Here is a 22,112-nt window from a genome sequence, read left to right on the forward strand (position 1 = left end):
TACCTTTCTGATAGCGGCCACCTCGATGTATTGTATTTTGTCGCATGAGGTTCATTGTACACCATGACCGGAAGTGGGACATAATCATTTGCGTTACAATAGGACATTATCATATGTGAATCAGACCCGGATTTTTTTTGCTTAAAAAAAGGTTGACAAGCTTGACAATCCATGGTAATGTATGTAAATGCGTTAAATTGGAAAGTTATGTCCATTTGCGGATGGCATGATTGTGCTCTGGAAAGTTCGACTCGAAAAAGCCTGGAAAGCGTCGGGCTTTTTCAGTGTCTTTATTATTGCCACTGGAAAACAGCAACCAAGTCATATATTAGCCAAGGGGTGAATCATTTACATGGAAAAAAACAGGATTAGGCCCATAAGTGCGGGTACGGGGATTCGGATGTCCTACTCGGTGCAAAAAGAAGTCCTTGACATGCCAAACTTGATTGAAGTACAGAAAAATTCTTACGAATGGTTCTTGGACGAAGGTCTGAGAGAAGTGTTCCGGGATATTTCCCCCATCTCGGATTACAGCGGGAACCTGAGTCTGGATTTTGTGGACTTTGCTTTGAACAAGGAAGCCAAGTACAGCATCGACGAGTGCAAGGAACGGGATGCCACATACGCTGCGCCGCTGAAGGTCAAAGTTCGGTTGATGAACAAGGTAAAGGATGAGATCAACGAACATGAGATTTTCATGGGCGACCTGCCGATGATGACCGATACAGGCACCTTCATCATAAATGGAGCCGAGCGTGTCATCGTCAGCCAGTTGGTCCGTTCTCCCGGCATCTACTATTCCATAGACCATGACAAGATCGGGAAGGAACTCTATTCCTCCACGGTCATCCCCAACAGGGGGGCATGGCTGGAATATGAAACCGACTCCAATGACATTTTCTATGTAAGGGTTGACCGCACCCGCAAAGTGCCCGTCACGGTCCTGATCAGAGCCATGGGCATCGGATCCAGGGCGGAGATCCTGGAAGTCTTCGGCGAGGAGCCGAAGATTTTGGCGAGCCTTGAAAAGGACAGCTCCAACACCTATGAGGAAGGTCTGATCGAGATCTACAAAAGGATCCGGCCGGGCGAGCCTCCGACGGTGGAAAGTTCGGAATCCCTCTTGAATTCCATGTTTTTCGACCCCAGACGGTATGACTTGGCCAAAGTGGGCCGCTATAAATTCAACAAGAAACTCTCCTTCAGAAACCGCCTTACGGGCCATGTGGCATCCGACGACATCGTGGATCCGGGAACCGGCGAACTGCTGGTGGCCGCTGGAAGCGTCATCAGCTTCGAACAGGCGGATGCGGTCCAGGACGCGGCGGTTCCTTATGTGTTCCTGACGGTGGAAGACCGGAGGGTCAAGGTGCTTTCCAACCTGATGGTCGACATCAGGAAGCACATGCCCAGCGTGGACGTGGAGAAGCTGGGCATCCATGAACGGGTGTACTATCCTGTCCTGGAGGAGCTGATCGCCGACACCCTGACGATGGAGGAAATCAACGACGCCGTCGCCAAAAACATGCACCGGCTCATCCCCAAACACATCACGAAGGAAGACATTTTTGCTTCCATCAACTACAACATCCACCTGGAGTACGGCATCGGGAACAAGGACGACATCGACCATCTGGGCAACCGGAGGATCCGTGCGGTGGGCGAGCTTCTCCAGAACCAGTTCCGGATCGGCCTTTCCAGAATGGAAAGGGTCGTCCGTGAGCGGATGACCATACAGGACCCCGACGGCATCACCCCCCAGACCCTGATCAACATCCGCCCGGTGACCGCCTCCATCAAGGAGTTCTTCGGAAGCTCCCAGCTCTCCCAGTTCATGGACCAGACCAACCCGCTGGCGGAACTGACCCACAAGCGGCGGCTTTCCGCCCTGGGCCCCGGAGGTCTCTCCAGGGAGCGTGCAGGTTTCGAGGTCCGTGACGTCCACTACTCCCATTATGGCCGGATGTGCCCCATCGAGACACCGGAGGGGCCCAACATCGGTCTGATCAACTCCCTGGCATGCTATGCCCGGATCAACGAGTACGGCTTCATCGAAGCCCCCTACAGGACCATACGGAAGGAAGCGGGTGTGCCCGTCGTAACGGACAAGATCGTCTACATGACCGCCGACGAGGAGGAGGTCCTCCGGGTGGCCCAGGCCAACGAGCCCTTGGACGAAAAGGGACATTTCGTGCACAAGTATGTAACAGGACGCTTCAAGGAGTTCATCATCGAGATGGAGGCCGAGACCATCGACCTGATGGACGTTTCCCCGAAGCAGGTGTTCTCCGTGGCCACATCCATGATCCCCTTCCTGGAGAACGACGACGCCAACAGGGCCCTGATGGGATCCAACATGCAGCGTCAGGCGGTTCCTTTGATGGTCACCGAATCCTCCATCGTGGGGACGGGGATGGAAGGGAAAGCCGCCGTCGATTCAGGCATCGTGAAGGTGGCTGCGAATCCGGGCGTGGTGGAGAAGGTCAGCGCCGCGGAAATCGTCATCAAGACGGAAACCGGAAAAAGGGATGTGTACAAGCTCCAGAAGTTTTCCCGGAGCAACCAGGGGACCTGCATCAACCAGCGCCCTCTGGTGAACAAAGGCCAGCAGCTGGAAAAAGGGGAAGTCATCGCCGACGGACCTTCCACCAGCAAGGGGGAGATCGCCCTGGGCAAGAACCCCCTGATCGGCTTCATGACTTGGGAAGGCTACAACTTCGAGGACGCCATCCTGCTGAGCGAGAACATGGTTAAGGAAGATGTCTACACCTCCGTCCATATCGAGGAATATGAGGCGGAGTCCAGGGACACCAAGCTGGGACCTGAAGAAATAACTCGGGACGTCCCGGGGGTGGGGGACGACGCCCTGAAAGACCTGGACGAGCGCGGCATCATCCGGGTCGGAGCGGAAATCCGTTCCGGGGACATCCTTGTGGGCAAGGTCACGCCGAAAGGGGAGACGGAGCTGACGGCGGAGGAGCGCCTGCTCCGGGCCATCTTCGGCGAAAAGGCACGGGAAGTCAGGGACACCTCCCTGCGCGTGCCCCATGGGGAGCAGGGCATCATCGTGGATGTGCACGTGTTCACCAGGGAGAACGGCGACGAGCTGCCTCCAGGGGTGAACCAGTCCGTCCGCGTATACATCGCCCAGAAGAGGAAAATCTCCGTAGGGGACAAGATGGCCGGACGGCATGGAAACAAGGGGGTAATCTCCAGGATCCTGCCTGTGGAGGACATGCCTTTCCTTCCCAACGGACGGCCCCTGGACATCGTGCTCAACCCGCTGGGGGTTCCCTCCCGTATGAACATCGGGCAGGTCCTGGAAGTCCACTTGGGACTGGCGGCCAAAGCCCTCGGATTCAAGATTGCCACCCCCGTTTTTGACGGGGCGAATGAAAACGACATCATGGACACGCTGGAAATGGCCAACGACTACGTGAACACTTCCTGGGAGGCGTTCGAGGACAAGTGGAGGGAACACCTGAGCGACAAGGTGCTCACCTTCCTGGACGGGAACAAGGAACACCGTGCGGAATGGGAGAACGTTCCCATCTCCAGGGACGGAAAAATCCGCCTCCGGGACGGACGGACAGGCGAATATTTCGACAACCCGGTAACCGTGGGATACATGCACTATCTGAAGCTCCACCATCTGGTGGACGACAAGATCCATGCCCGTTCCACCGGCCCCTACTCCCTGGTGACCCAGCAGCCCTTGGGCGGAAAGGCCCAGTTCGGCGGCCAGCGTTTCGGGGAGATGGAAGTTTGGGCCTTGGAGGCCTATGGCGCCGCCTATACCCTGCAGGAAATCCTTACAATGAAATCGGACGATGTGGTGGGCCGTGTCAAGACCTATGAAGCCATCATCAAGGGAGAGAACATCCCTGAACCGGGAATTCCGGAATCCTTCAAGGTATTGCTGAAGGAGCTCCAATCCCTGTCCCTGGATGTGAAGATCCTGACCAGTGACATGCAGGAAGTCGACCTGCGGGAAGATTATGACGACGTTCCGGACATGCGGTTGAACTTCGATGAAGATGAGTTGGTGCTGCAGGAGCTGCTCTCCGGTGGGGAGGAACGGGTCGAGATATTTGACGAAAGCGATTATGACGCACTGGAAGTACAGGATGAATTGGATGCGGAAGAGAGTCTTGAGGAAAACTTCATCATCAGCGATGAAGAAGACCTGTAATGTGGACCATAGCGGAAGGAGTGTCGTAGATGTCAAATGAAGTAGTTGAGCAGGCCGTGAACTTCGATGCCATAAAGATCGGACTGGCGTCCCCGGAAAGGATCTTGGAATGGTCCAAAGGCGAAGTGAAAAAGCCTGAAACGATCAATTACAGGACCTTGAAGCCTGAGAGGGAGGGTCTGTTTTGTGAAAAGATCTTTGGCCCCAGCAAGGACTGGGAATGCCATTGTGGAAAATACAAGAAAATCCGCTACAAGGGAGTGGTATGCGACCGTTGCGGCGTTGAAGTGACGAAATCCAAGGTGCGCAGGGAGCGGATGGGCCACATCAAGTTGGCCGCACCGGTTTCCCACATCTGGTACTTCAAAGGCATCCCCAGCCGTATGGGATTGATTTTGGACATGTCCCCCAGAACCCTGGAGAAAGTCCTGTACTTCGCCTCCTACATCGTGCTGGATGCCGGGGATACCGGACTGCAGTACAAGCAGGTCCTCACCGAAAGGGAGTACAGGGACGCGGAAGAGAAGTACGGAAACAAGTTCGAGGCGGCCATGGGTGCGGAAGCCGTCAAAAGGCTGTTGGAGGACATCGACTTGGAGAAGGAGTCGGTGGAACTGAAGAAGGGCTTGAAGGACAGTTCCGGGCAGAAGAAGGCCAGGATCATCAAGCGCCTGGAAGTGGTGGAGGCCTTCCGCCAATCCGGCAACCGCCCCGAGTGGATGATCATGACGATGGTCCCCGTCATCCCTCCGGACCTGCGCCCCATGGTACAGCTGGACGGTGGCCGTTTCGCCACCTCCGACCTGAACGACCTGTACCGGAGAGTCATCAACAGGAACAACCGCCTGGAAAGGCTGCTGGAGCTGGGAGCCCCCGAAATCATCGTCCGGAACGAGAAGCGGATGCTCCAGGAAGCCGTCGACGCGTTGATCGACAACGGCAGAAGAGGGCGTCCCGTAACCGGGCCTGGCAACCGGCCGTTGAAGTCCCTTTCGGACATGCTGAAGGGAAAACAGGGCCGTTTCCGCCAGAACCTTCTGGGGAAACGTGTGGACTATTCCGGACGTTCCGTAATCGTCGTGGGCCCCGAGCTGAAAATCTACCAGTGCGGACTTCCGAAGGAAATGGCCATCGAGCTGTTCAAGCCCTTTGTGATGAAGCGGCTGGTGGAGGACGGATTGGCCCACAACATCAAGTCCGCCAAGAAAATGGTGGAACGGATGGAGGCTGGGGTCTGGGATGTCCTGGAGGAAGTCATCTGCGAACATCCGGTCATGCTGAACCGGGCCCCCACGCTCCACAGGCTGGGGATCCAGGCGTTCGAGCCGGTGCTGGTGGAAGGGAAGGCGATCCGCCTCCATCCGCTGGTATGCACCGCCTACAATGCGGACTTCGACGGAGACCAGATGGCGGTGCACGTTCCCCTGTCCGTGGAAGCGCAGGCGGAGTGCCGTTTCCTTCTGCTTTCCCCCAACAACCTGCTCAAGCCTTCCGACGGAGGCCCTGTGACGGTCCCTTCCCAGGACATGGTCCTTGGAACCTACTACCTGACCTTGCAGAAGGAAGGGGAGAAAGGAGAGGGAACCGTATTCAAGGACGTCAACGAGGCCATACTTGCCTATGAAAACGGCGCCGTGAGCCTCCATGCGAAAATCAAGCTCTACAGGGAAGTGGAAGTGGAAGGGGCCCAGTACAAGGGGCTCGTGGAAACGACCGTGGGACGGATCATCTTCAATGAAGCCATCCCCCAGAACCTGGGCTTCGTGGACCGTACGGTGCCGGGCAACGAGCTGCTCCAGGAGATCGAGTTCCACGTGGGCAAGAAGCAGATGATCCAAATCCTGGACCGCTGCATCGACGCCCAGGGGTCCACCCGGACAGCGGAAGTGCTGGACCAGATCAAGACCCTTGGATTCCGTTTCTCCACCAAAGGAGCCATCACCGTTTCCATCTCGGACATGGAAGTGCCGGAGGGCAAAAAGGAAATCCTGGATGCGGCGGAAATCACCGTCGAAAAGATCATGAAGCAATACAAGCGCGGCATGATGACCGACGACGAGAGGTACAAGAATGTCGTCGAAACATGGAAAGAGGCGGACGACAAGATCACCAAACTGCTTCTTGCCAACCTGGGCCGATACAACAACATCTTCATGATGGCCGATTCCGGTGCCCGTGGATCCGAGAAGCAGATCAAACAGCTGGCGGGCATGCGGGGACTGATGGCCGACACATCCGGCCGGACCATCGAGCTGCCCATCAAATCCAACTTCCGTGAAGGGCTGGACGTACTGGAGTACTTCATCTCCGCCCACGGAGCCCGGAAAGGTCTTGCCGACACCGCCTTGCGTACGGCGGACTCGGGATACCTTACCCGCCGGCTGGTGGACGTGTCCCAGGACCTGATCATCCGTGAGGTGGACTGCTGCGGAGACGACCCGAACAAGGTGGGCATGGTGGTCAAAGCCTTCAAGGACGGGAATGAGGTCATCGAGAGCCTGGAAGAAAGGATCACCGGCCGTTGGTCGGTGGACGACATCACCGATGAGGAAACAGGAAAGCTTCTGGTGGAAGCCGACACCATGATCACCCCCAACAAGGCGCGGAAGGTGATCAAGGCAGGCATACAGAAGGTTCACATCCGGACCGCCCTCACATGCAAATCGGATATCGGCGTTTGTGCGAAGTGCTATGGGGCGGACATGTCCACCAAGCTTCCGGTCCAGATCGGGGAGTCGGTGGGGATCATCGCCGCCCAGTCCATCGGAGAGCCGGGAACCCAGCTGACCATGCGTACCTTCCATACGGGAGGGATCGCCACCTCGGACGACATCACCCAGGGTCTTCCTAGAATCGAGGAGCTTTTCGAGGGAAGGAAACCCAAGGGATTGGCGATCATTGCGGAATTCGGCGGCAAGGTGGAACTGGTGGAAACCAAGAAGAAGAGGGAGCTGGTCATCACAAGTCCTGAAACCGGAGAGGTGAAGAGCTATCTGATCCCTTATGGTTCCAGGATCAAGGCCTTCACAGGCGATACGGTGGTGGCGGGGGACGAACTGACGGAAGGAAGCGTCAATCCCCACGACATCCTGAAGATCAAAGGCAGGGATGCCGTGCAGGACTATATGCTGCAGGAAGTGCAACGCGTCTACCGTCTGCAGGGTGTGGAAATCAACGACAAGCACATTGAAGTGATCGTACGCCAGATGCTGAAGAAGATCAAGGTGGAAGACAGCGGAGACTCCAGCCTGCTGCCCGGAAGCCTGGTGGACAAGCTGGATTACGACAAGATCAATCTGGAGCTGCGGGAGCAGGCGTTGGAAGAGGTGGAAGGAAAACAGGTGCTTCTGGGAATCACAAAAGCCTCCCTGGCCACGAATTCCTTCCTGTCCGCCGCATCCTTCCAGGAGACCACGAAAGTCCTCACCGAGGCGGCCATCCTTGGCAAGACCGACCCGCTGATCGGACTGAAGGAGAACGTCATCCTCGGAAAGCTGATTCCGGCCGGAACGGGCATGAAGCGCTACAGAAGCGTCGCCATCGAAAAGACCGGAGGAGAGGAACTGCAGGAAGAGCTTCTGTTCGAAGAGGACATGGACGAGATGGAAGAGGGGTTGTTTGAGGAAGAGCTTCCCCCGGAAGAATCCTACGACCAGGAATCCTACGACCAGGAAGATGTGGAAGAGGAAGAATTGGAGGAAATCCTTTTCGAAGACGAAGAGGACGACGAACTGATCTGATGGAACAACCGCCCCCAGGTATGGAGGCTCCCTGCCAAGCCGGCCGGGACCTGCCCGCACCTGGGGGTTTTTCCTTTGGAAGGGCAAATATGCTCTTGACAATCCGGGGAACAAGTGATAGAATTCATCAGTGTGCATTTTAGTATGCGGAAGGTCCGTGGGGACTTTTCTAATGTAGCGACCGAAAGGGATGAACTCATATGCACAGTTTGAAGGCGGGTTCCAGAGTCGTGGGAACCAAGCAAACTTTGCGCGCTTTGGAAAAAACAAAGGCTGCCGAGGTCTATGTGGCAAAAGATGCCCAGCAACAGGTAACCTTCCGTGTTCTGGAGATGGCAAAAGAGCAGGGGATTCCAGTGGTCTATTTGGAGACGATGGAAGAGCTTGCAAAAGCATGCGATGTAGAAGTGAAAACCGCAACCGCTGCACTCATCAAGTAACTGGGGGCGACCCCCCACATTTTTTCAGGAGGTGAAAGGAATGCCAACGTTCAACCAATTAGTGAGAAAAGGAAGGGCAACTGTACAGAAGAAGTCCACAGCGCCAGCGCTGCAAAAAGGATTCAACTCCCTGCACAAGAAATCCACAGAGATTTCCGCGCCCCAGAAGAGAGGCGTCTGCACAACCGTGAAGACGGCCACTCCCAAGAAACCGAACTCCGCGCTCAGAAAAATCGCAAGGGTTCGTTTGACGAACGGCATCGAAGTGACAGGCTACATTCCCGGTGAAGGACACAACTTGCAGGAGCATAGTGTTGTCTTGATCAGAGGAGGAAGGGTAAAAGACCTTCCCGGTACCCGTTACCACATCGTCAGAGGAACACTGGATACCGCAGGCGTAGCAAACCGCAAGCAGTCCCGTTCCAAGTACGGTGCGAAGAGACCCAAAGTCAAGAAATAGTTTTTGATGTAGAGTGCCAGGGCTAGTGATATATACCTGTTGGTTGCAGGATGAACATATATGAGTAATCCGGGCGCGAACACATGATGCCGCAAAGGCGGCATATGAGTACCGACGAATTAATGGATATTAAGGAGGGAAGAACCGTGCCACGTAAAGGACATATCGTTAAGAGAGATGTATTGCCGGATCCGATTTACAATGACAAGGTGGTCACCAAGCTGATCAACAACATCATGCTGGACGGCAAAAGAGGTACAGCGCAACAGATCGTTTATGGCGCATTCGCAAAAGTTGCGGAGAAATCCGGCCGGGACGCATTGGAAATGTTCCGCGAAGCGTTGAACAACATCATGCCTGTATTGGAAGTGAAAGCAAGAAGAATCGGTGGAGCCACCTACCAGGTGCCGATCGAAGTAAGGCCTGAAAGAAGACAAGCCTTGGGACTTCGCTGGATCACCCTGTACTCCCGCAAACGCGGTGAGAAGACCATGGTGGACCGTTTGGCTGCAGAAATCCTGGACGCCGTGAACAGCACAGGCGCATCCGTGAAGAAAAAAGAAGAAATGCACAAAATGGCGGAGGCCAACAAGGCGTTCGCAAGCTACAGATTCTAATCGATCAACCACCCAATCAAGAGAAGGACCAGAGGAGGAAAAAACTTTGGCAGGAAGAGAATTCTCGCTAGAAATGACCAGAAATATTGGGATCATGGCACACATCGATGCAGGAAAAACAACCTTGACTGAACGCATCCTGTTCTATACAGGACGGAGCCACAAGATCGGAGAGACCCATGAAGGGGCCGCTACGATGGACTGGATGGAACAGGAACAGGAAAGGGGAATCACGATCACATCTGCTGCGACAACTTGTCAATGGCTGGACAATCGGATCAACATCATCGATACGCCAGGCCACGTTGACTTTACAGTAGAGGTGGAACGTTCCCTGCGCGTCCTGGACAGTGCCGTAGGTGTTTTTTGTGCAAAAGGTGGCGTAGAGCCCCAGTCGGAAACCGTTTGGAGACAAGCGGACCGTTACAAGGTTCCCAGGATGGCGTTCGTGAACAAGATGGACATCATGGGAGCCGACTTCTTCAATGCCTTGAACATGATGCGCGAGCGCCTGGGCGCCAATGCGGTCCCCATCCAGCTGCCGGTAGGCGCTGAAGAGGACTTCACCGGAATCATCGACCTGATGGAAATGAAGTACTACACATTCAGTGGAGACCACGGAATGACCATCGAGGAGAACGAGATTCCCGCAGGCATGCAGGAAGAAGCGGAGATGTACAGGGCCGAGATGGTGGAGAGGATTTCCGAAACCGACGAGGAGCTGATGATGAAGTTCCTGGAGGAAGAGGAGATCGGCAAGGACGAGTTGAAGAAGGCGCTCAGGAGAGCGGTCATCAACGTGGAAATCATCCCTGTCCTGTGCGGATCCGCCTACAAGAACAAGGGCGTGCAGAAGCTGCTGGATGCGGTCATCGCCTACATGCCCTCCCCCTTGGACATTCCCGCCATCAAAGGTGTGGAAATGGACAGCCCGGACGTGGAAGTGGAAAGACACTCCTCTGACGAGGAGCCTTTTGCTGCCCTTGCCTTCAAGATCATGACAGACCCCTTCGTTGGACGTCTGGCGTTCTTCAGGGTGTACTCCGGTACCGTAAACTCCGGATCCTATGTCCTGAACGCAACGAAGAACAAGAAGGAACGGCTTGGCCGCATCCTCCAGATGCACGCCAACAAAAGGGAAGAGATCGAGAAGGTGTACTCCGGCGACATCGCCGCTGCGGTGGGACTGAAGTTCACAACCACAGGAGACACCATCTGCGACGAGAAGGCTCCGGTCATCCTGGAGTCCATGGTGTTCCCCGAGCCGGTAATCTCCGTGGCCATCGAGCCCAAGACCAAGGCCGGCCAGGAGAAGATGGGGATTGCCCTGTCCAAGCTGGCGGAGGAGGACCCGACGTTCAAGACCTTCACCAACACCGAAACGGGCCAGACCATCATCGCCGGAATGGGCGAACTGCATCTGGAAATCATCGTGGACCGTCTGTTGCGTGAGTTCAAGGTGGAAGCCAACGTAGGGGCCCCCCAGGTCGCCTACAAGGAGACCATCACCAAGGAAGTGGATGTGGAAGGCAAGTTCGTGCGCCAGTCTGGTGGACGTGGACAGTACGGACATTGTAAGGTCCGCTTCATTCCCCTGGACCCCAACGGCGACAAGCTCTACGAGTTCAAGAACGCCACCGTGGGGGGATCCATTCCCAAGGAATACATCCAGCCCGTGGACAACGGAATCCAGGAAGCCATGCAGACAGGTCTGTTGGCGGGCTTCCCGGTTGTGGGCGTCAAGGCGGAAGTCTATGACGGATCCTACCATGATGTCGACTCTTCGGAGATGGCGTTCAAGGTGGCCGGTTCCATGGCCTTCAAGGAAGGCATGCGCAAAGGCGCTGCGGCCCTGCTGGAGCCCATCATGAAGGTCAGCGTCATCGTGCCGGAAGACTACATGGGGGATGTCATCGGCGACATCAACTCCAGAAGGGGCCGGATCGAGGGGATGGAACCCCGTGCGGGAGCCACCCAGATCAACGGCTATGTGCCTCTGTCCGACATGTTCGGATACTCCACGGACCTGCGTTCCAAGACCCAGGGCCGTGGACAGTACTCCATGGAATTCCACCACTACGAGCAGCTTCCGAAGAACATCCAGGAAAAGATCATCTCAGGCAAGGGAAGCAACTAATTCCTAAAGACTGAAACTTGTACTTGCAAATATCGGGTCTATAAAATATAATTTAATAGACAATAACGATACTATGGGAATACCCCAATTTAAAGGAGGAACAAATCAAATGGCAAAAGCTAAGTTTGAGAGAAATAAGCCCCATGTCAATATTGGAACCATTGGTCACGTCGACCACGGCAAGACCACATTGACAGCAGCAATCACCAAAACGCTGCACGACAGACTGGGAACCGGTGAAGCGGTAGCTTTCGACAAGATCGACAAGGCGCCGGAAGAAAGGGAGAGAGGAATCACGATCTCCACAGCCCACGTCGAGTACGAGACGAAGAACAGGCACTATGCACACGTTGACTGCCCTGGCCATGCCGACTATGTAAAGAACATGATCACAGGGGCCGCGCAGATGGACGGTGCCATTCTGGTGGTAGCTGCGACAGACGGTGTTATGGCTCAAACTCGTGAGCATATCCTTCTTGCCCGCCAGGTAGGCGTACCCTACATCACCGTATTCATGAACAAATGCGACATGGTGGATGACGAAGAGCTGCTGGACCTGGTGGAAATGGAAATCAGGGAGCTGCTCAGCGACTACGAGTTCCCCGGGGACGACATTCCCGTAATCCGTGGTTCCGCGCTGAAAGCACTGGAAGATCCCACTTGCGAGTGGGGAGACAAGATCCTTGAGCTCTTCGACGCGATCGACGAGTACATCCCCAATCCTGAAAGGGATGTGGACAAACCTTTCCTGATGCCTGTCGAGGACGTGTTCTCCATCACAGGTCGTGGAACCGTTGCTACAGGAAGAATCGAAAGAGGAATCCTGCGGGTGCAGGACAACGTTGAGATCGTTGGTCTGGCTGAAGAGGCAAGGACGGTTGTAGTAACCGGAATCGAAATGTTCCGCAAGCTGCTGGACGACGCCCAAGCGGGAGACAACATCGGGGCGCTGCTGCGTGGCGTACAGAGGACTGAAATCGAAAGAGGACAAGTTCTTGCAAAGCCCGGCTCCATCACACCCCACACCGATTTCAAAGCACAGGTATACGTGCTGAAGAAAGAAGAAGGCGGACGTCACACACCTTTCTTCGGAAATTACAGACCCCAGTTCTACTTCAGGACAACGGACGTCACCGGCGTGATCAACCTTCCTGAAGGTGTTGAAATGTGCATGCCTGGCGACAACATCGAAATGACGATCGCCCTGATTGCTCCCATCGCTATGGAAAAAGGTCTGCGTTTCGCCATCCGTGAGGGTGGAAGAACCGTAGGTGCCGGTTCCGTAGCCGACATCATCAAATAATTCCTGCCCCGTGCAGATTGTAGGGAAGGCCCCGACGCCTAGGCGTCGGGGCCTTCCTTTATGTTAAATTGGTTACAAACGGCGGGAAAATCTTGAAAAAAACCGCCAGGGATGGTATTGTGGTATTATTAGGTATAGAAGGAGAACTGCCATGGCGTACATCTTAGGGGGAAGTTTAGGGTTTTTGCTTTTTTTTCTCTATGATTGGAACAGTGTGGTATGGAACAGCCGGTGGCTGCACAGGGCTTTTTTTGCCGGATGCGTCCTGGTTGGAGGTGCCACCCTTGCCCTGGCGCTGGGAGGATCCGTCCGTTCCATCGGGCTCCTGTCCCTGGCCGTCTTGTTCCTGGCCCTTCTGCTGTACACCCTGTTCTTTGCCCTGCCCTTCAAGGAAACCTATCTGCGGCAGGGGGAAGGAAAGCCGGTGCATGACAGGGGGATTTACGGCCTTTGCAGGCACCCCGGCTGGCTTTGGATGACCGGCCTCCATTTCTCCCTCTGGGGGGGATTGGGAACCGGCCGGCTGCTGTTTGCGGCGGTGGTGTTCAGCTCGCTGAATCTGCTTTATGTGTTGTTTCAGGACCATTGGACCTTTCCCCGGACCTTCGGGGATTACGAGAGATATAAGAGACAAACGCCCTTTTTGATCCCCTCTTGTTCCAGCATCCGCTGGTGCATGGGGACATGGGGGAGCGAAAGGGGGGCTTCGGATGACATTTGAGGAAAAGATCAAGGCCTTGGAACCGCAGGAAGTCTGGGAGGAGTACTGCGGCTTCCTGGATTTGGACATGGAATCCTACATGCAGATCCAGAACCGGCTCATGTTGGAGCAGCTGTCCCTATGGGAGGCCAGTCCCTTGGGCCGGCAGATGCTTTCCGGCAGGAAGCCGGCCAGCATCCGGGACTTCCGGGAGCAGTTTCCCCTGACCTCCTATGGGGACTATGCGGACATCCTGCTGATGAAGAGGGACGACATGCTTCCGGAAGAACCGGTGGTCTGGATTGAAACCACATGGGAAGGGGGGACACACCCGGTGAAGGTGGCCCCCTATACCAAGGGCATGGTGGAAATCTATACCCGTAATCTTTTTGCGGCCTTGATCCTTTCGACGGGAACGGGAAGAGGGAACTTCAATGTGGAACAAGGGGACACCATCCTCTATGGATTGGCGCCACTGCCCTATGCGACGGGATTGATTCCGGTTGCCGTCCAGGACGAGATGCGCCTTGAATTCCTGCCTCCGGTCCGGGAGGCGGTGAACATGAGCTTCGGGGAACGGAACAAGAAAGGTTTCAAAATGGGATTGAGCAAGGGGATCGACTACTTCTTCGGAATGGGGAGCGTGGCCTATTTCGTGAGCCTGTCCATCGCTGCCATCGGCGGTGGACAGGGCGGTTCGGGCGGGGGCGGCATCAAGAAGCTGCTGCACTGCTCCCCCTCCATGCTGGCCCGCCTCCTGGCGGCGAAGAGCCGCTGCAGGAAGGAGAACAGGGACCTGAAGCCCAAGGACCTGTTCAAATTGAAGAGTTTCATCTGTGCGGGCACCGACAACGGGTGCTACAAGGACGATCTGGAAGACCTTTGGGGCGTCCGGCCCCTGGAGCTGTTCATGGGAACGGAACCCTCCTGCATGGGAGTGGAGACCTGGAACAGGAACGGGATGTACTTCTTCCCGGACACCTGCTTCTACGAGTTCATCCCGGAAGCGGAGATGTACAAGAGCCTGGACAATCCGGACTACCAGCCGAAGACCTGTCTCATGGACGAGGTGGTGGCGGGGGAGAAATACGAGCTGGTGATTTCCGTGCTCAAGGGTGGCGCCTTCATGCGCTACCGGGTGGGGGACACCTACCGCTGCATGGGACTGTCCAACAAGGAGGACCAGACCTGCATCCCCCGGTTCCAGTACATCGACAGGATCCCCACCGTCATCGACATCGCCGGCTTCACAAGGATCACGGAGAACTCCATCCGGAGCGTGGTGGAGCTTTCCGGCCTGCAGGTGCAGGAGTGGATGGCGGTCAAGGAATACAACGAAAACAACAGGCCTTACATGCACATGTTCGTGGAGATGGAGGAAGACTCCCTGGCGAGCCATGCGGTGAGCAGGGAAATCCTCAAGGAGCATCTGGGCGTGTATTTCAAATATGTGGACCAGGATTACACCGACCTGAAGCGGATTCTGGGAATGGACCCGTTGGCCGTGACCATCCTGCGCTGCGGAACCTTTGCGGAGTACGAGCGCCGTACGGGGAACAGGATCCGCAGGATCAACCCGTCCTCCCTTGAAGTGGGTGAGCTGTTGCGTCTCCAGCAGGAGTCGTATGCCCCCAAAAGGAGGTGCTATGCATGACGGGAAATTATGCGCTGATTCCAATTCTGGCCCTGGTGTGCTATGGATTTTTGCTGTTCGCCTTTCTGGGAGCCCAGAAGACGAAGCTGGGGAACGCCTTCCTGTCCGTACTGGTCACCTTGATCCTTTGGACGGGAGGTTCCCTTTTCATGCGGAGCCAAATCTGGCCCTCCACCAAGCTCTGGTATGATGTTTCCCTTTTGGGTATTTCCCTCCTGCCCTACACTTATTACCTGTTTGTGAATTCCCTGGTGGAAGGGCGCAAAGGATTGGCCCATTACCTTTGGCCGGTCCTCCTCCTGGGGGTCAACGGAGTGAACATCGCCACCGGCCTCTTTCTGGAGGCGCCGGCCATGGTCCGGAGGAACGGGGAAGTCCTTTTCGTCTATCACCCCACATGGCGTGTGGGGGTGTATTTCGTGCTTTGCGGCATGGTGCTCCTCCATTTGGTGTACCTTTTGGGGAAGCACACCAAGAGCAGGGAACTCGGAGGCAGGCAATTCGCTCCCATCCTTTTGGGAGGGCTGCTGATGTTTTTGGGGAACCTGGTGGTGGTGTTCCCCTACTTCAAAGGATTTCCGGCGGACATCCTGGCAGGGGTCCTGAACGCCTGCCTGCTGTTCTTCGTCCTCTACAGGCAAAACACCTTCAAGCTGCGGATGCTCATGTCCCGGGGGAGCTATTACCTCCTGGCGGGCTTGCTGTCCGTGCTGCTGTTCTTCAACCTGTTCGGGTCCATGGAGGCGTTCATCCGGGCAAAACTGCCTGCAGCCGCCCGCTATGACGTCCTGATCATGTCCGTCATCTTCACGAGCATCACCGCGCTGATCTATCTGGTCATGAAACGCTTCATCGACAGCCTCTTCGCCAAGGAAGACGTTATCCAGGCCAAGAACCTCCAGGAATTCAGCCAAGCGGTGTCGAAAAGCTTGGAGATGAAGGAGATCATGGAGGAGCTGGTGGTGGTCATCCAGAAGACATTGCCTGTGAAGCGGGTGCACATCTGCGTGGCCGAACACGGCAGCGGGGATTTCCGCATCGGGCACAGCGCCAATCCCCTGGATTCAAGGAGCTTTTCCTTGAAAAAGGACAATCCGGTGGTCCAATGGCTGGAAAAGAATGACCGGTGCCTGCTGATGAAGGATTTTGTCAGGACGGTTTCCTACAAGTCCATGTGGGAAGAAGAGAAGCGGAAGCTGCAGAATTTGGAAGTGGAGTGCCTGGTTCCCCTGAAGGATGGCCAGGAGCTGGTGGGCATCGTACTCCTGCCGGCCAAGGAGAAAAAGAAGGAATACACCTACGACGACATCAGCTTCCTCTCCTCCGTGGACTCCGTGGGTTCCATCGCCCTGAAGAATTCCAGGTTGTATGAAAAGGCTTATCTGGAGGCCAGGATGGACGATTTGACGGGGCTCTACAACAGGAAGTACTTCTACGAGATCCTGAACGAGGAGTATGAGAAGAGCAAGGACCGCTCCCTGGGCCTGGTGATCCTCAACCTGGACGATTTCAAGCTGTACAACCAGCTGTACGGGACCAAGGAAGGGGACAAGGCGCTGCAGGCGGTGGCCGGCATCATCAAAGCCAGTGTGGGGAAGAACGGATATGTGGCCCGCTACAGCGGCAAGGAATTCGCGGTCATATTGCCCATGTACGACCTTCTCTCGGCCAAGAACCTGGCGGAAACCATACGCAAGCAGATCCTGGGCATGAACAAGCGGGATTCCGAATACCTCATGAAGGTGCTGACCGTCAGCGGCGGGGTCTGTTCCATACCGTATGCGGCATCCAACGTGCGGCAGCTGGTGGACAATGCGGACATGGCCGTCTACCAGGTCAAACGCAACGGCAAGAACGCGATCAGGGTCTATTCCAGCCGGGAGAAGGAGGCCGGACAACCTTCCGTGGTGGAGGAGAAGAAGAAGGAGAGCATCTATTCCGAATATGCTTCCACCATCTACGCGCTGACCGCCGCCATCGACACCAAGGACCACTATACGTTCAGCCATTCCAAGAACGTGGCATATTATGCCACCGCATTGGCAAGGAGCTTCGGAATGAACGAGGAGTACGTGGAAATCGTCCGGGAGGCTGCCCTGCTCCACGACATCGGCAAGATCGGCATTCCGGAACAGATCCTGAACAAGCCGGGGAAGCTGAGCGAAGAGGAATACGGGCTCATGAAGAACCATGTGGAGAACTCCATCGGGATCATCCGCTACCTGCCTTCCCTTGATTATGTCATACCCGCGGTGATCGGCCACCATGAGCGCTACGACGGGAAAGGATATCCCCGCAGGCTCGCGGGGGAGGACATCCCCCTGGCGGCCAGGATCCTGTGCGTGGCGGATTCCTTCGACGCCATGATCTCCAAGCGCACCTACAAGCAAGCCTACAGGGTGGAATACGCCCTGCGGATCATCGAGGAGGAGGGGGGACGGCAATTCGACCCCCGGCTTGCCGAGCTGTTCGTCGAGATGGTCCGGAGCGGAGCCATCCAGGCGATCCAAGAGGGGGAAGACCCTAAGGTGGACACCCACATCAGCGCCCCGGTGGACAGCGGGGACATGCAGATCTTCACCCAGGCCCTCCGGGCCAGGAGTTCCACCACATAGAAGCGCCAGGAGGCAAAGATGCGCAAGTTCAAGGAATCCTACAGGTATGCCCATACGGGCATCCGCATCGTATTCAAGACACAACGGAATTTCACCATCCAACTGGCCATCATGGGGATGGCCTTTCTCTTGGCGGCGTTCCTAGGAATCAGCCGCCAGGAGTGGATGGTATTGGTTTTGGTTTCCGCCAACGTGCTGGTGCTGGAAATGATCAATACGGCGCTGGAAACCGCCGTGGACTTGGTCACCCAGGAGTACCATGACCTGGCGGAACGGGCCAAGGATGTGGCCGCGGGAGCGGTGCTTCTCATGGCCCTGGTGTCCGTGGTTCTGGGGGCGATGATCTTCCTGCCGAAAATCCTTGAAATCCTTAAATAAAAGTGTTGATTTTTGCAGGACACTGGGGTATAATATTAAATGCTGTGACAATGATAGCGATGATGTGGAAGGTTGCCGCACAAGTATTGTGGGGAATTTCCACGGAGCGAAAGTCATGTTCATGAAACTGGCGACAAGATCACTGTACAATCAAATAGCAATCCTAAACCATTGCTTGCTCCTGTGTAACGCGATACACACGGCAAAATGTACAGTCACCACTTGTCGTACAAGAAAGTACGAAAAGGAGGCGACTTTTTTTATGGCAACACAAAAAATGAGAATCAGCTTGAAGGCGTACGATCATCAATTGATCGACCAATCCGCAAAGAAAATCATCGAAACCGCTAAGAAAACGGGAGCTACAGTCAGCGGCCCCATTCCCCTGCCTACAAAAAGGGAAGTGGTTACGATCCTGAGGGCGGTGCACAAGTACAAGGACTCCAGAGAGCAATTCGAACAAAGGACACACAAGCGGTTGATCGATATCATGATGCCGACTGCAAAAACCGTAGACGCGTTGATGCGTTTGGAACTGCCGGCTGGCGTGGATATTAAAGTAGACGTGAAATGATCCGTTGAAGGTATAGATCAAGGGGGAACCCTTGAAGGAACCGTCTAGGATGATTGCAGAACTTGTAATCCGCTGTAGATTAATTGGAGGAAGAAAATGAAAAAAGCGATTATTGCAAAAAAAATCGGCATGACACAGATTTTCATGGAAGACGGCACACTGGTGCCTGTAACGGTATTGGAAGCGGGCCCCTGCTCCGTGGTGCAGGTGAAGACCCAGGCCAACGACGGGTACAGCGCAATCCAGATCGGATTTGTGGACGGAAAAGAGAAGCACGTGGGCAAACCCCTGCAAGGACATTTCGCAAAAGCGGGCGTTCCCCTGAAGCGGATCCTGAAAGAGTTCAGACTGGACAATGCGGAAGAGTTCCTGGTGGGACAGGAGATCAAGGCGGATGTGTTCGTATCCGGCGACCTGATCGACGTATCCGGCGTTTCCAAAGGTAAAGGCTACCAAGGCGCAATCAAGCGGCATGGACAGAGCAGAGGCCCCATGGGACACGGTTCCAAGAGCCATAGGATCGCCGGATCCATGGGTTCGTCCGCATATCCCGCGAAAGTGTTCAAAGGCAAAAAACTTGCAGGACACATGGGTGCGGAAGCCGTAACCGTGCAGAACCTGGAAGTTGTGCGCGTGGATGCTGAAAAGAACCTGATTCTTGTAAAAGGCGCAGTGCCCGGACCCAAGAAATCCATCGTTGTCGTTAGAGATGCTGTGAAAGCTTAGAGTTTGCAGGAAGGAGGAACACGAGAATGGCTAAAGTTGCTGTTTATAATATGGAAGGCAAGCAAGTCGGCGAAGTGGAATTGAATGATGATATTTTCGCCGTGGAGATCAACAACAATCTGATGCATATGTCTGTTGTGCAACAGCTTGCAAACAGTCGTCAAGGAACACAAAGCGCTTTGACCCGTGCCGAAGTAAGGGGTGGGGGAAGAAAGCCTTGGAAGCAAAAAGGAACAGGCAGGGCAAGACAGGGATCCATCCGTTCACCCCAGTGGACAGGTGGTGGTGTGGTATTCGCCCCCAAACCGAGAGACTATTCCTTCAAGCTCAACAAGAAGGAAAAGCGTGCGGCATTGAAATCTGCCCTCACCGCAAAGGTGAACGAAGCGAAGTTCATCGTTTTGGACAAGCTGGCGTTTGACGAAGTCAAAACCAAGAACATGGTGGCCGTGCTGGACAACCTGAAAGTAGGCAAAGCCCTGGTGGTCATCAGCGACAACGACAAGAATGTCGTGCTGTCCGCAAGGAACCTGCCGAATGTTAAGACAGCGTCCGTCAATACGATCAATGTATGCGACCTGTTGAAATATGACGCATGTGTAGTGACACAAGAAGCGGTTGCTTCAATCGAGGAGGTATACGCATAATGGCAGACATCAAATACTATGACGTGCTTCTGAGGCCTGTTGTGACTGAAAAGAGCATGGAAGCCATGTCCGATAAGAAATATACTTTCCTGGTGCACCCTGAGGCTACAAAAGGCCAGATCAAGGAAGCTGTGGAAAGAATGTTCGAAGGCGCCAAAGTCTCCAAGGTGAACACATCCAACAAGGATGGGAAGACCAAAAGACGCGGAACCACATCCGGCAAGACGGCAAAGACGAAAAAAGCGATTGTAACCTTAACTGCAGAAAGCAAGGACATCGAATTCTTCGAAGGAATGTAGTTCCTGCATTCTAATAGATACACACGGTACCGTGTTAGCTTTGAAAAAACGAAAGGAGAGACTATCATGGGTATTAAAAAGTTTAGTCCATATACGCCTTCCAGAAGGCATATGACTTCTTCCACATTTGAAGAGATCACAACTTCGACCCCGGAGAAATCATTGGTTGTAACGCTCAAGAAGCATTCCGGCCGCAACAATCAAGGGAAAATCACTGTCAGGCATCGTGGAGGCGGCTCCAAGATCAAGTACAGGATGGTTGATTTCAAGAGAAACAAAGACGGCATTCCCGCGAAAGTGGTCAGCATCGAATACGACCCCAACCGTACGGCCAACATCGCCTTGATCGCATATGCGGATGGCGAGAAGAGCTACATCCTGGCTCCAAACGGGCTGAAAGTGGGCAACAAGCTCATGAACGGACCGGAAGCGGAAATCCGCATCGGAAACACCCTGCCTTTGATCAACATCCCTGTGGGAAGCAGCGTGCACAACGTTGAAATGAAACCCGGCAAAGGCGGACAGCTTGTCCGTTCCGCTGGCAACGTGGCGCAGCTCATGGCGAAAGAAGGCAAGTTCGCGACACTGCGCCTCCCCTCCGGAGAGATGCGCATGGTTCCCATCCAATGCAGGGCAACCATCGGCCAGGTCGGAAACGTCGACCATGAACTGATCACCATCGGTAAAGCCGGCCGGAAGCGCCACATGGGAATCCGTCCTACAGTCCGTGGTTCCGTCATGAACCCCAACGACCATCCACATGGTGGTGGAGAAGGAAAGGCGCCTGTTGGCCGTCCGAGTCCGATGACACCTTGGGGCAAGCCTGCGCTTGGCTACAAGACAAGAAAGAAAAACAAGCATTCCAACAAATATATCGTAAGGAAACGTGGCGGCAAATAAGCGTTGTCGCCCACTGAATAACGAGAAGGAGGTTACTTGAATGGCTCGTTCATTGAAAAAAGGACCGTTCGCCGATGACCATCTGTTGAAGAAGGTAGAAGCGGCTGCGGCAAGCGGAAGCAATACAGTGATTAAAACCTGGTCCAGACGTTCCACGATTTTCCCGAACATGGTTGGTCTGACCATTGCAGTATATGATGGAAGAAAACATGTGCCGGTATACATCAATGAAGACATGGTAGGGCACAAACTGGGTGAGTTCGTTATGACCAGGACCTACAGGGGACACGGAAAAGACGAAAAGAAATCCAGAGTCCGGTAATAGGCGAAAGGAGGCTGTACAATGGCTAAAGGACACAGAAGTCAGATAAAACGCGAAAGAAATGCAATTAAAGATACAAGACCCAGTGCTAAGGTTTCCTATGCAAGATTATCCACGACCAAAGCCAAAATCGTTCTGGACACCATCAGGGGAAAAGACGTGGCGTCTGCAATCGGCATCTTGGCGTTCACGCCCCGGTATGGTGCAAGGGTGATCGAGAAGGTATTGAAATCGGCGGTGGCCAATGCGGAAAACAACAATGGTCTGGATGCTGCGAAGCTTTATGTGGACGAGTGCTTTGCGGGAGCGGGCCCTACGCTGAAAAGGGTGAGGCCCAGAGCGCAGGGTAGAGCGTACAGGATCGAAAAGAGAACAAGTCATATCACAATCATTTTGAACGAAAGATAG

At 54.7% G+C, this 22,112-nt stretch carries 18 protein-coding genes; all 18 read left to right on the forward strand.

Features of this window, described 5'->3' with window-relative positions:
- Positions 1-352 precede the first annotated feature (352 nt).
- Positions 353-4,192, forward strand: a complete 3,840-nt coding sequence (gene rpoB, locus GXN74_RS10145) for a DNA-directed RNA polymerase subunit beta (protein ID WP_162370825.1) — start codon at positions 353-355, stop codon at positions 4,190-4,192.
- A 29-nt stretch (positions 4,193-4,221) separates the two neighbouring features.
- On the forward strand, positions 4,222-7,932 hold the full coding sequence (rpoC, locus tag GXN74_RS10150) for a DNA-directed RNA polymerase subunit beta' (RefSeq protein ID WP_162370826.1): 3,711 nt from the start codon (positions 4,222-4,224) through the stop codon (positions 7,930-7,932).
- Between the two features lie 200 nt (positions 7,933-8,132).
- Positions 8,133-8,372, forward strand: coding sequence for a ribosomal L7Ae/L30e/S12e/Gadd45 family protein (locus GXN74_RS10155; protein ID WP_162370827.1), 240 nt, complete (start codon positions 8,133-8,135; stop codon positions 8,370-8,372).
- 40 nt (positions 8,373-8,412) lie between these two features.
- The gene (rpsL, locus tag GXN74_RS10160) at positions 8,413-8,832 is read left to right on the forward strand and encodes a 30S ribosomal protein S12 (protein ID WP_162370828.1); all 420 of its coding nucleotides are present in this window, start codon (positions 8,413-8,415) and stop codon (positions 8,830-8,832) included.
- 146 nt (positions 8,833-8,978) lie between these two features.
- Positions 8,979-9,449, forward strand: a complete 471-nt coding sequence (gene rpsG / locus GXN74_RS10165) for a 30S ribosomal protein S7 (protein WP_343032817.1) — start codon at positions 8,979-8,981, stop codon at positions 9,447-9,449.
- Between the two features lie 46 nt (positions 9,450-9,495).
- The gene (gene fusA / locus GXN74_RS10170; RefSeq protein WP_162370830.1) at positions 9,496-11,586 is read left to right on the forward strand and encodes an elongation factor G; all 2,091 of its coding nucleotides are present in this window, start codon (positions 9,496-9,498) and stop codon (positions 11,584-11,586) included.
- Positions 11,587-11,695: 109 nt separating this feature from the next.
- Positions 11,696-12,889: an elongation factor Tu gene (gene tuf, locus GXN74_RS10175; RefSeq protein WP_162370831.1), complete on the forward strand. Its 1,194-nt coding sequence runs from the start codon at positions 11,696-11,698 to the stop codon at positions 12,887-12,889.
- Between the two features lie 151 nt (positions 12,890-13,040).
- Positions 13,041-13,610 (forward strand): hypothetical protein, encoded by a 570-nt coding sequence (locus GXN74_RS10180; RefSeq protein ID WP_162370832.1) that lies wholly within the window; start codon positions 13,041-13,043, stop codon positions 13,608-13,610.
- Positions 13,600-15,243: a GH3 domain-containing protein gene (locus GXN74_RS10185; RefSeq protein ID WP_162370833.1), complete on the forward strand. Its 1,644-nt coding sequence runs from the start codon at positions 13,600-13,602 to the stop codon at positions 15,241-15,243. Before GXN74_RS10180 ends, GXN74_RS10185 begins: the two co-directional genes overlap by 11 nt.
- On the forward strand, positions 15,240-17,858 hold the full coding sequence (locus GXN74_RS10190; protein ID WP_162370834.1) for an HD domain-containing phosphohydrolase: 2,619 nt from the start codon (positions 15,240-15,242) through the stop codon (positions 17,856-17,858). Before GXN74_RS10185 ends, GXN74_RS10190 begins: the two co-directional genes overlap by 4 nt.
- Positions 17,859-17,876: 18 nt before the next feature.
- The gene (locus GXN74_RS10195; RefSeq protein WP_162370835.1) at positions 17,877-18,236 is read left to right on the forward strand and encodes a diacylglycerol kinase family protein; all 360 of its coding nucleotides are present in this window, start codon (positions 17,877-17,879) and stop codon (positions 18,234-18,236) included.
- 262 nt (positions 18,237-18,498) lie between these two features.
- Positions 18,499-18,810: a 30S ribosomal protein S10 gene (gene rpsJ / locus GXN74_RS10200; protein WP_162370836.1), complete on the forward strand. Its 312-nt coding sequence runs from the start codon at positions 18,499-18,501 to the stop codon at positions 18,808-18,810.
- A 96-nt stretch (positions 18,811-18,906) separates the two neighbouring features.
- Positions 18,907-19,536, forward strand: a complete 630-nt coding sequence (rplC, locus tag GXN74_RS10205; protein ID WP_162370837.1) for a 50S ribosomal protein L3 — start codon at positions 18,907-18,909, stop codon at positions 19,534-19,536.
- A gap of 26 nt (positions 19,537-19,562) precedes the next feature.
- The gene (gene rplD, locus GXN74_RS10210; protein ID WP_162370838.1) at positions 19,563-20,183 is read left to right on the forward strand and encodes a 50S ribosomal protein L4; all 621 of its coding nucleotides are present in this window, start codon (positions 19,563-19,565) and stop codon (positions 20,181-20,183) included.
- Positions 20,183-20,482 carry a 50S ribosomal protein L23 gene (gene rplW, locus GXN74_RS10215; RefSeq protein WP_162370839.1) on the forward strand — a complete coding sequence of 100 codons (300 nt, stop codon included), beginning with the start codon at positions 20,183-20,185 and terminating at the stop codon, positions 20,480-20,482. The genes rplD and rplW overlap by 1 nt, the downstream gene beginning before the upstream one ends.
- Before the next feature lie 66 nt (positions 20,483-20,548).
- Positions 20,549-21,382: a 50S ribosomal protein L2 gene (gene rplB, locus GXN74_RS10220; RefSeq protein WP_162370840.1), complete on the forward strand. Its 834-nt coding sequence runs from the start codon at positions 20,549-20,551 to the stop codon at positions 21,380-21,382.
- A gap of 40 nt (positions 21,383-21,422) precedes the next feature.
- Positions 21,423-21,704, forward strand: coding sequence for a 30S ribosomal protein S19 (rpsS, locus tag GXN74_RS10225; RefSeq protein WP_162370841.1), 282 nt, complete (start codon positions 21,423-21,425; stop codon positions 21,702-21,704).
- A 21-nt stretch (positions 21,705-21,725) separates the two neighbouring features.
- On the forward strand, positions 21,726-22,112 hold the full coding sequence (gene rplV, locus GXN74_RS10230; RefSeq protein ID WP_162370842.1) for a 50S ribosomal protein L22: 387 nt from the start codon (positions 21,726-21,728) through the stop codon (positions 22,110-22,112).

The sequence above is a fragment of the Anaerotalea alkaliphila genome (genome assembly GCF_010179735.1).
Classification (GTDB): domain Bacteria; phylum Bacillota; class Clostridia; order Lachnospirales; family Vallitaleaceae; genus Anaerotalea; species Anaerotalea alkaliphila.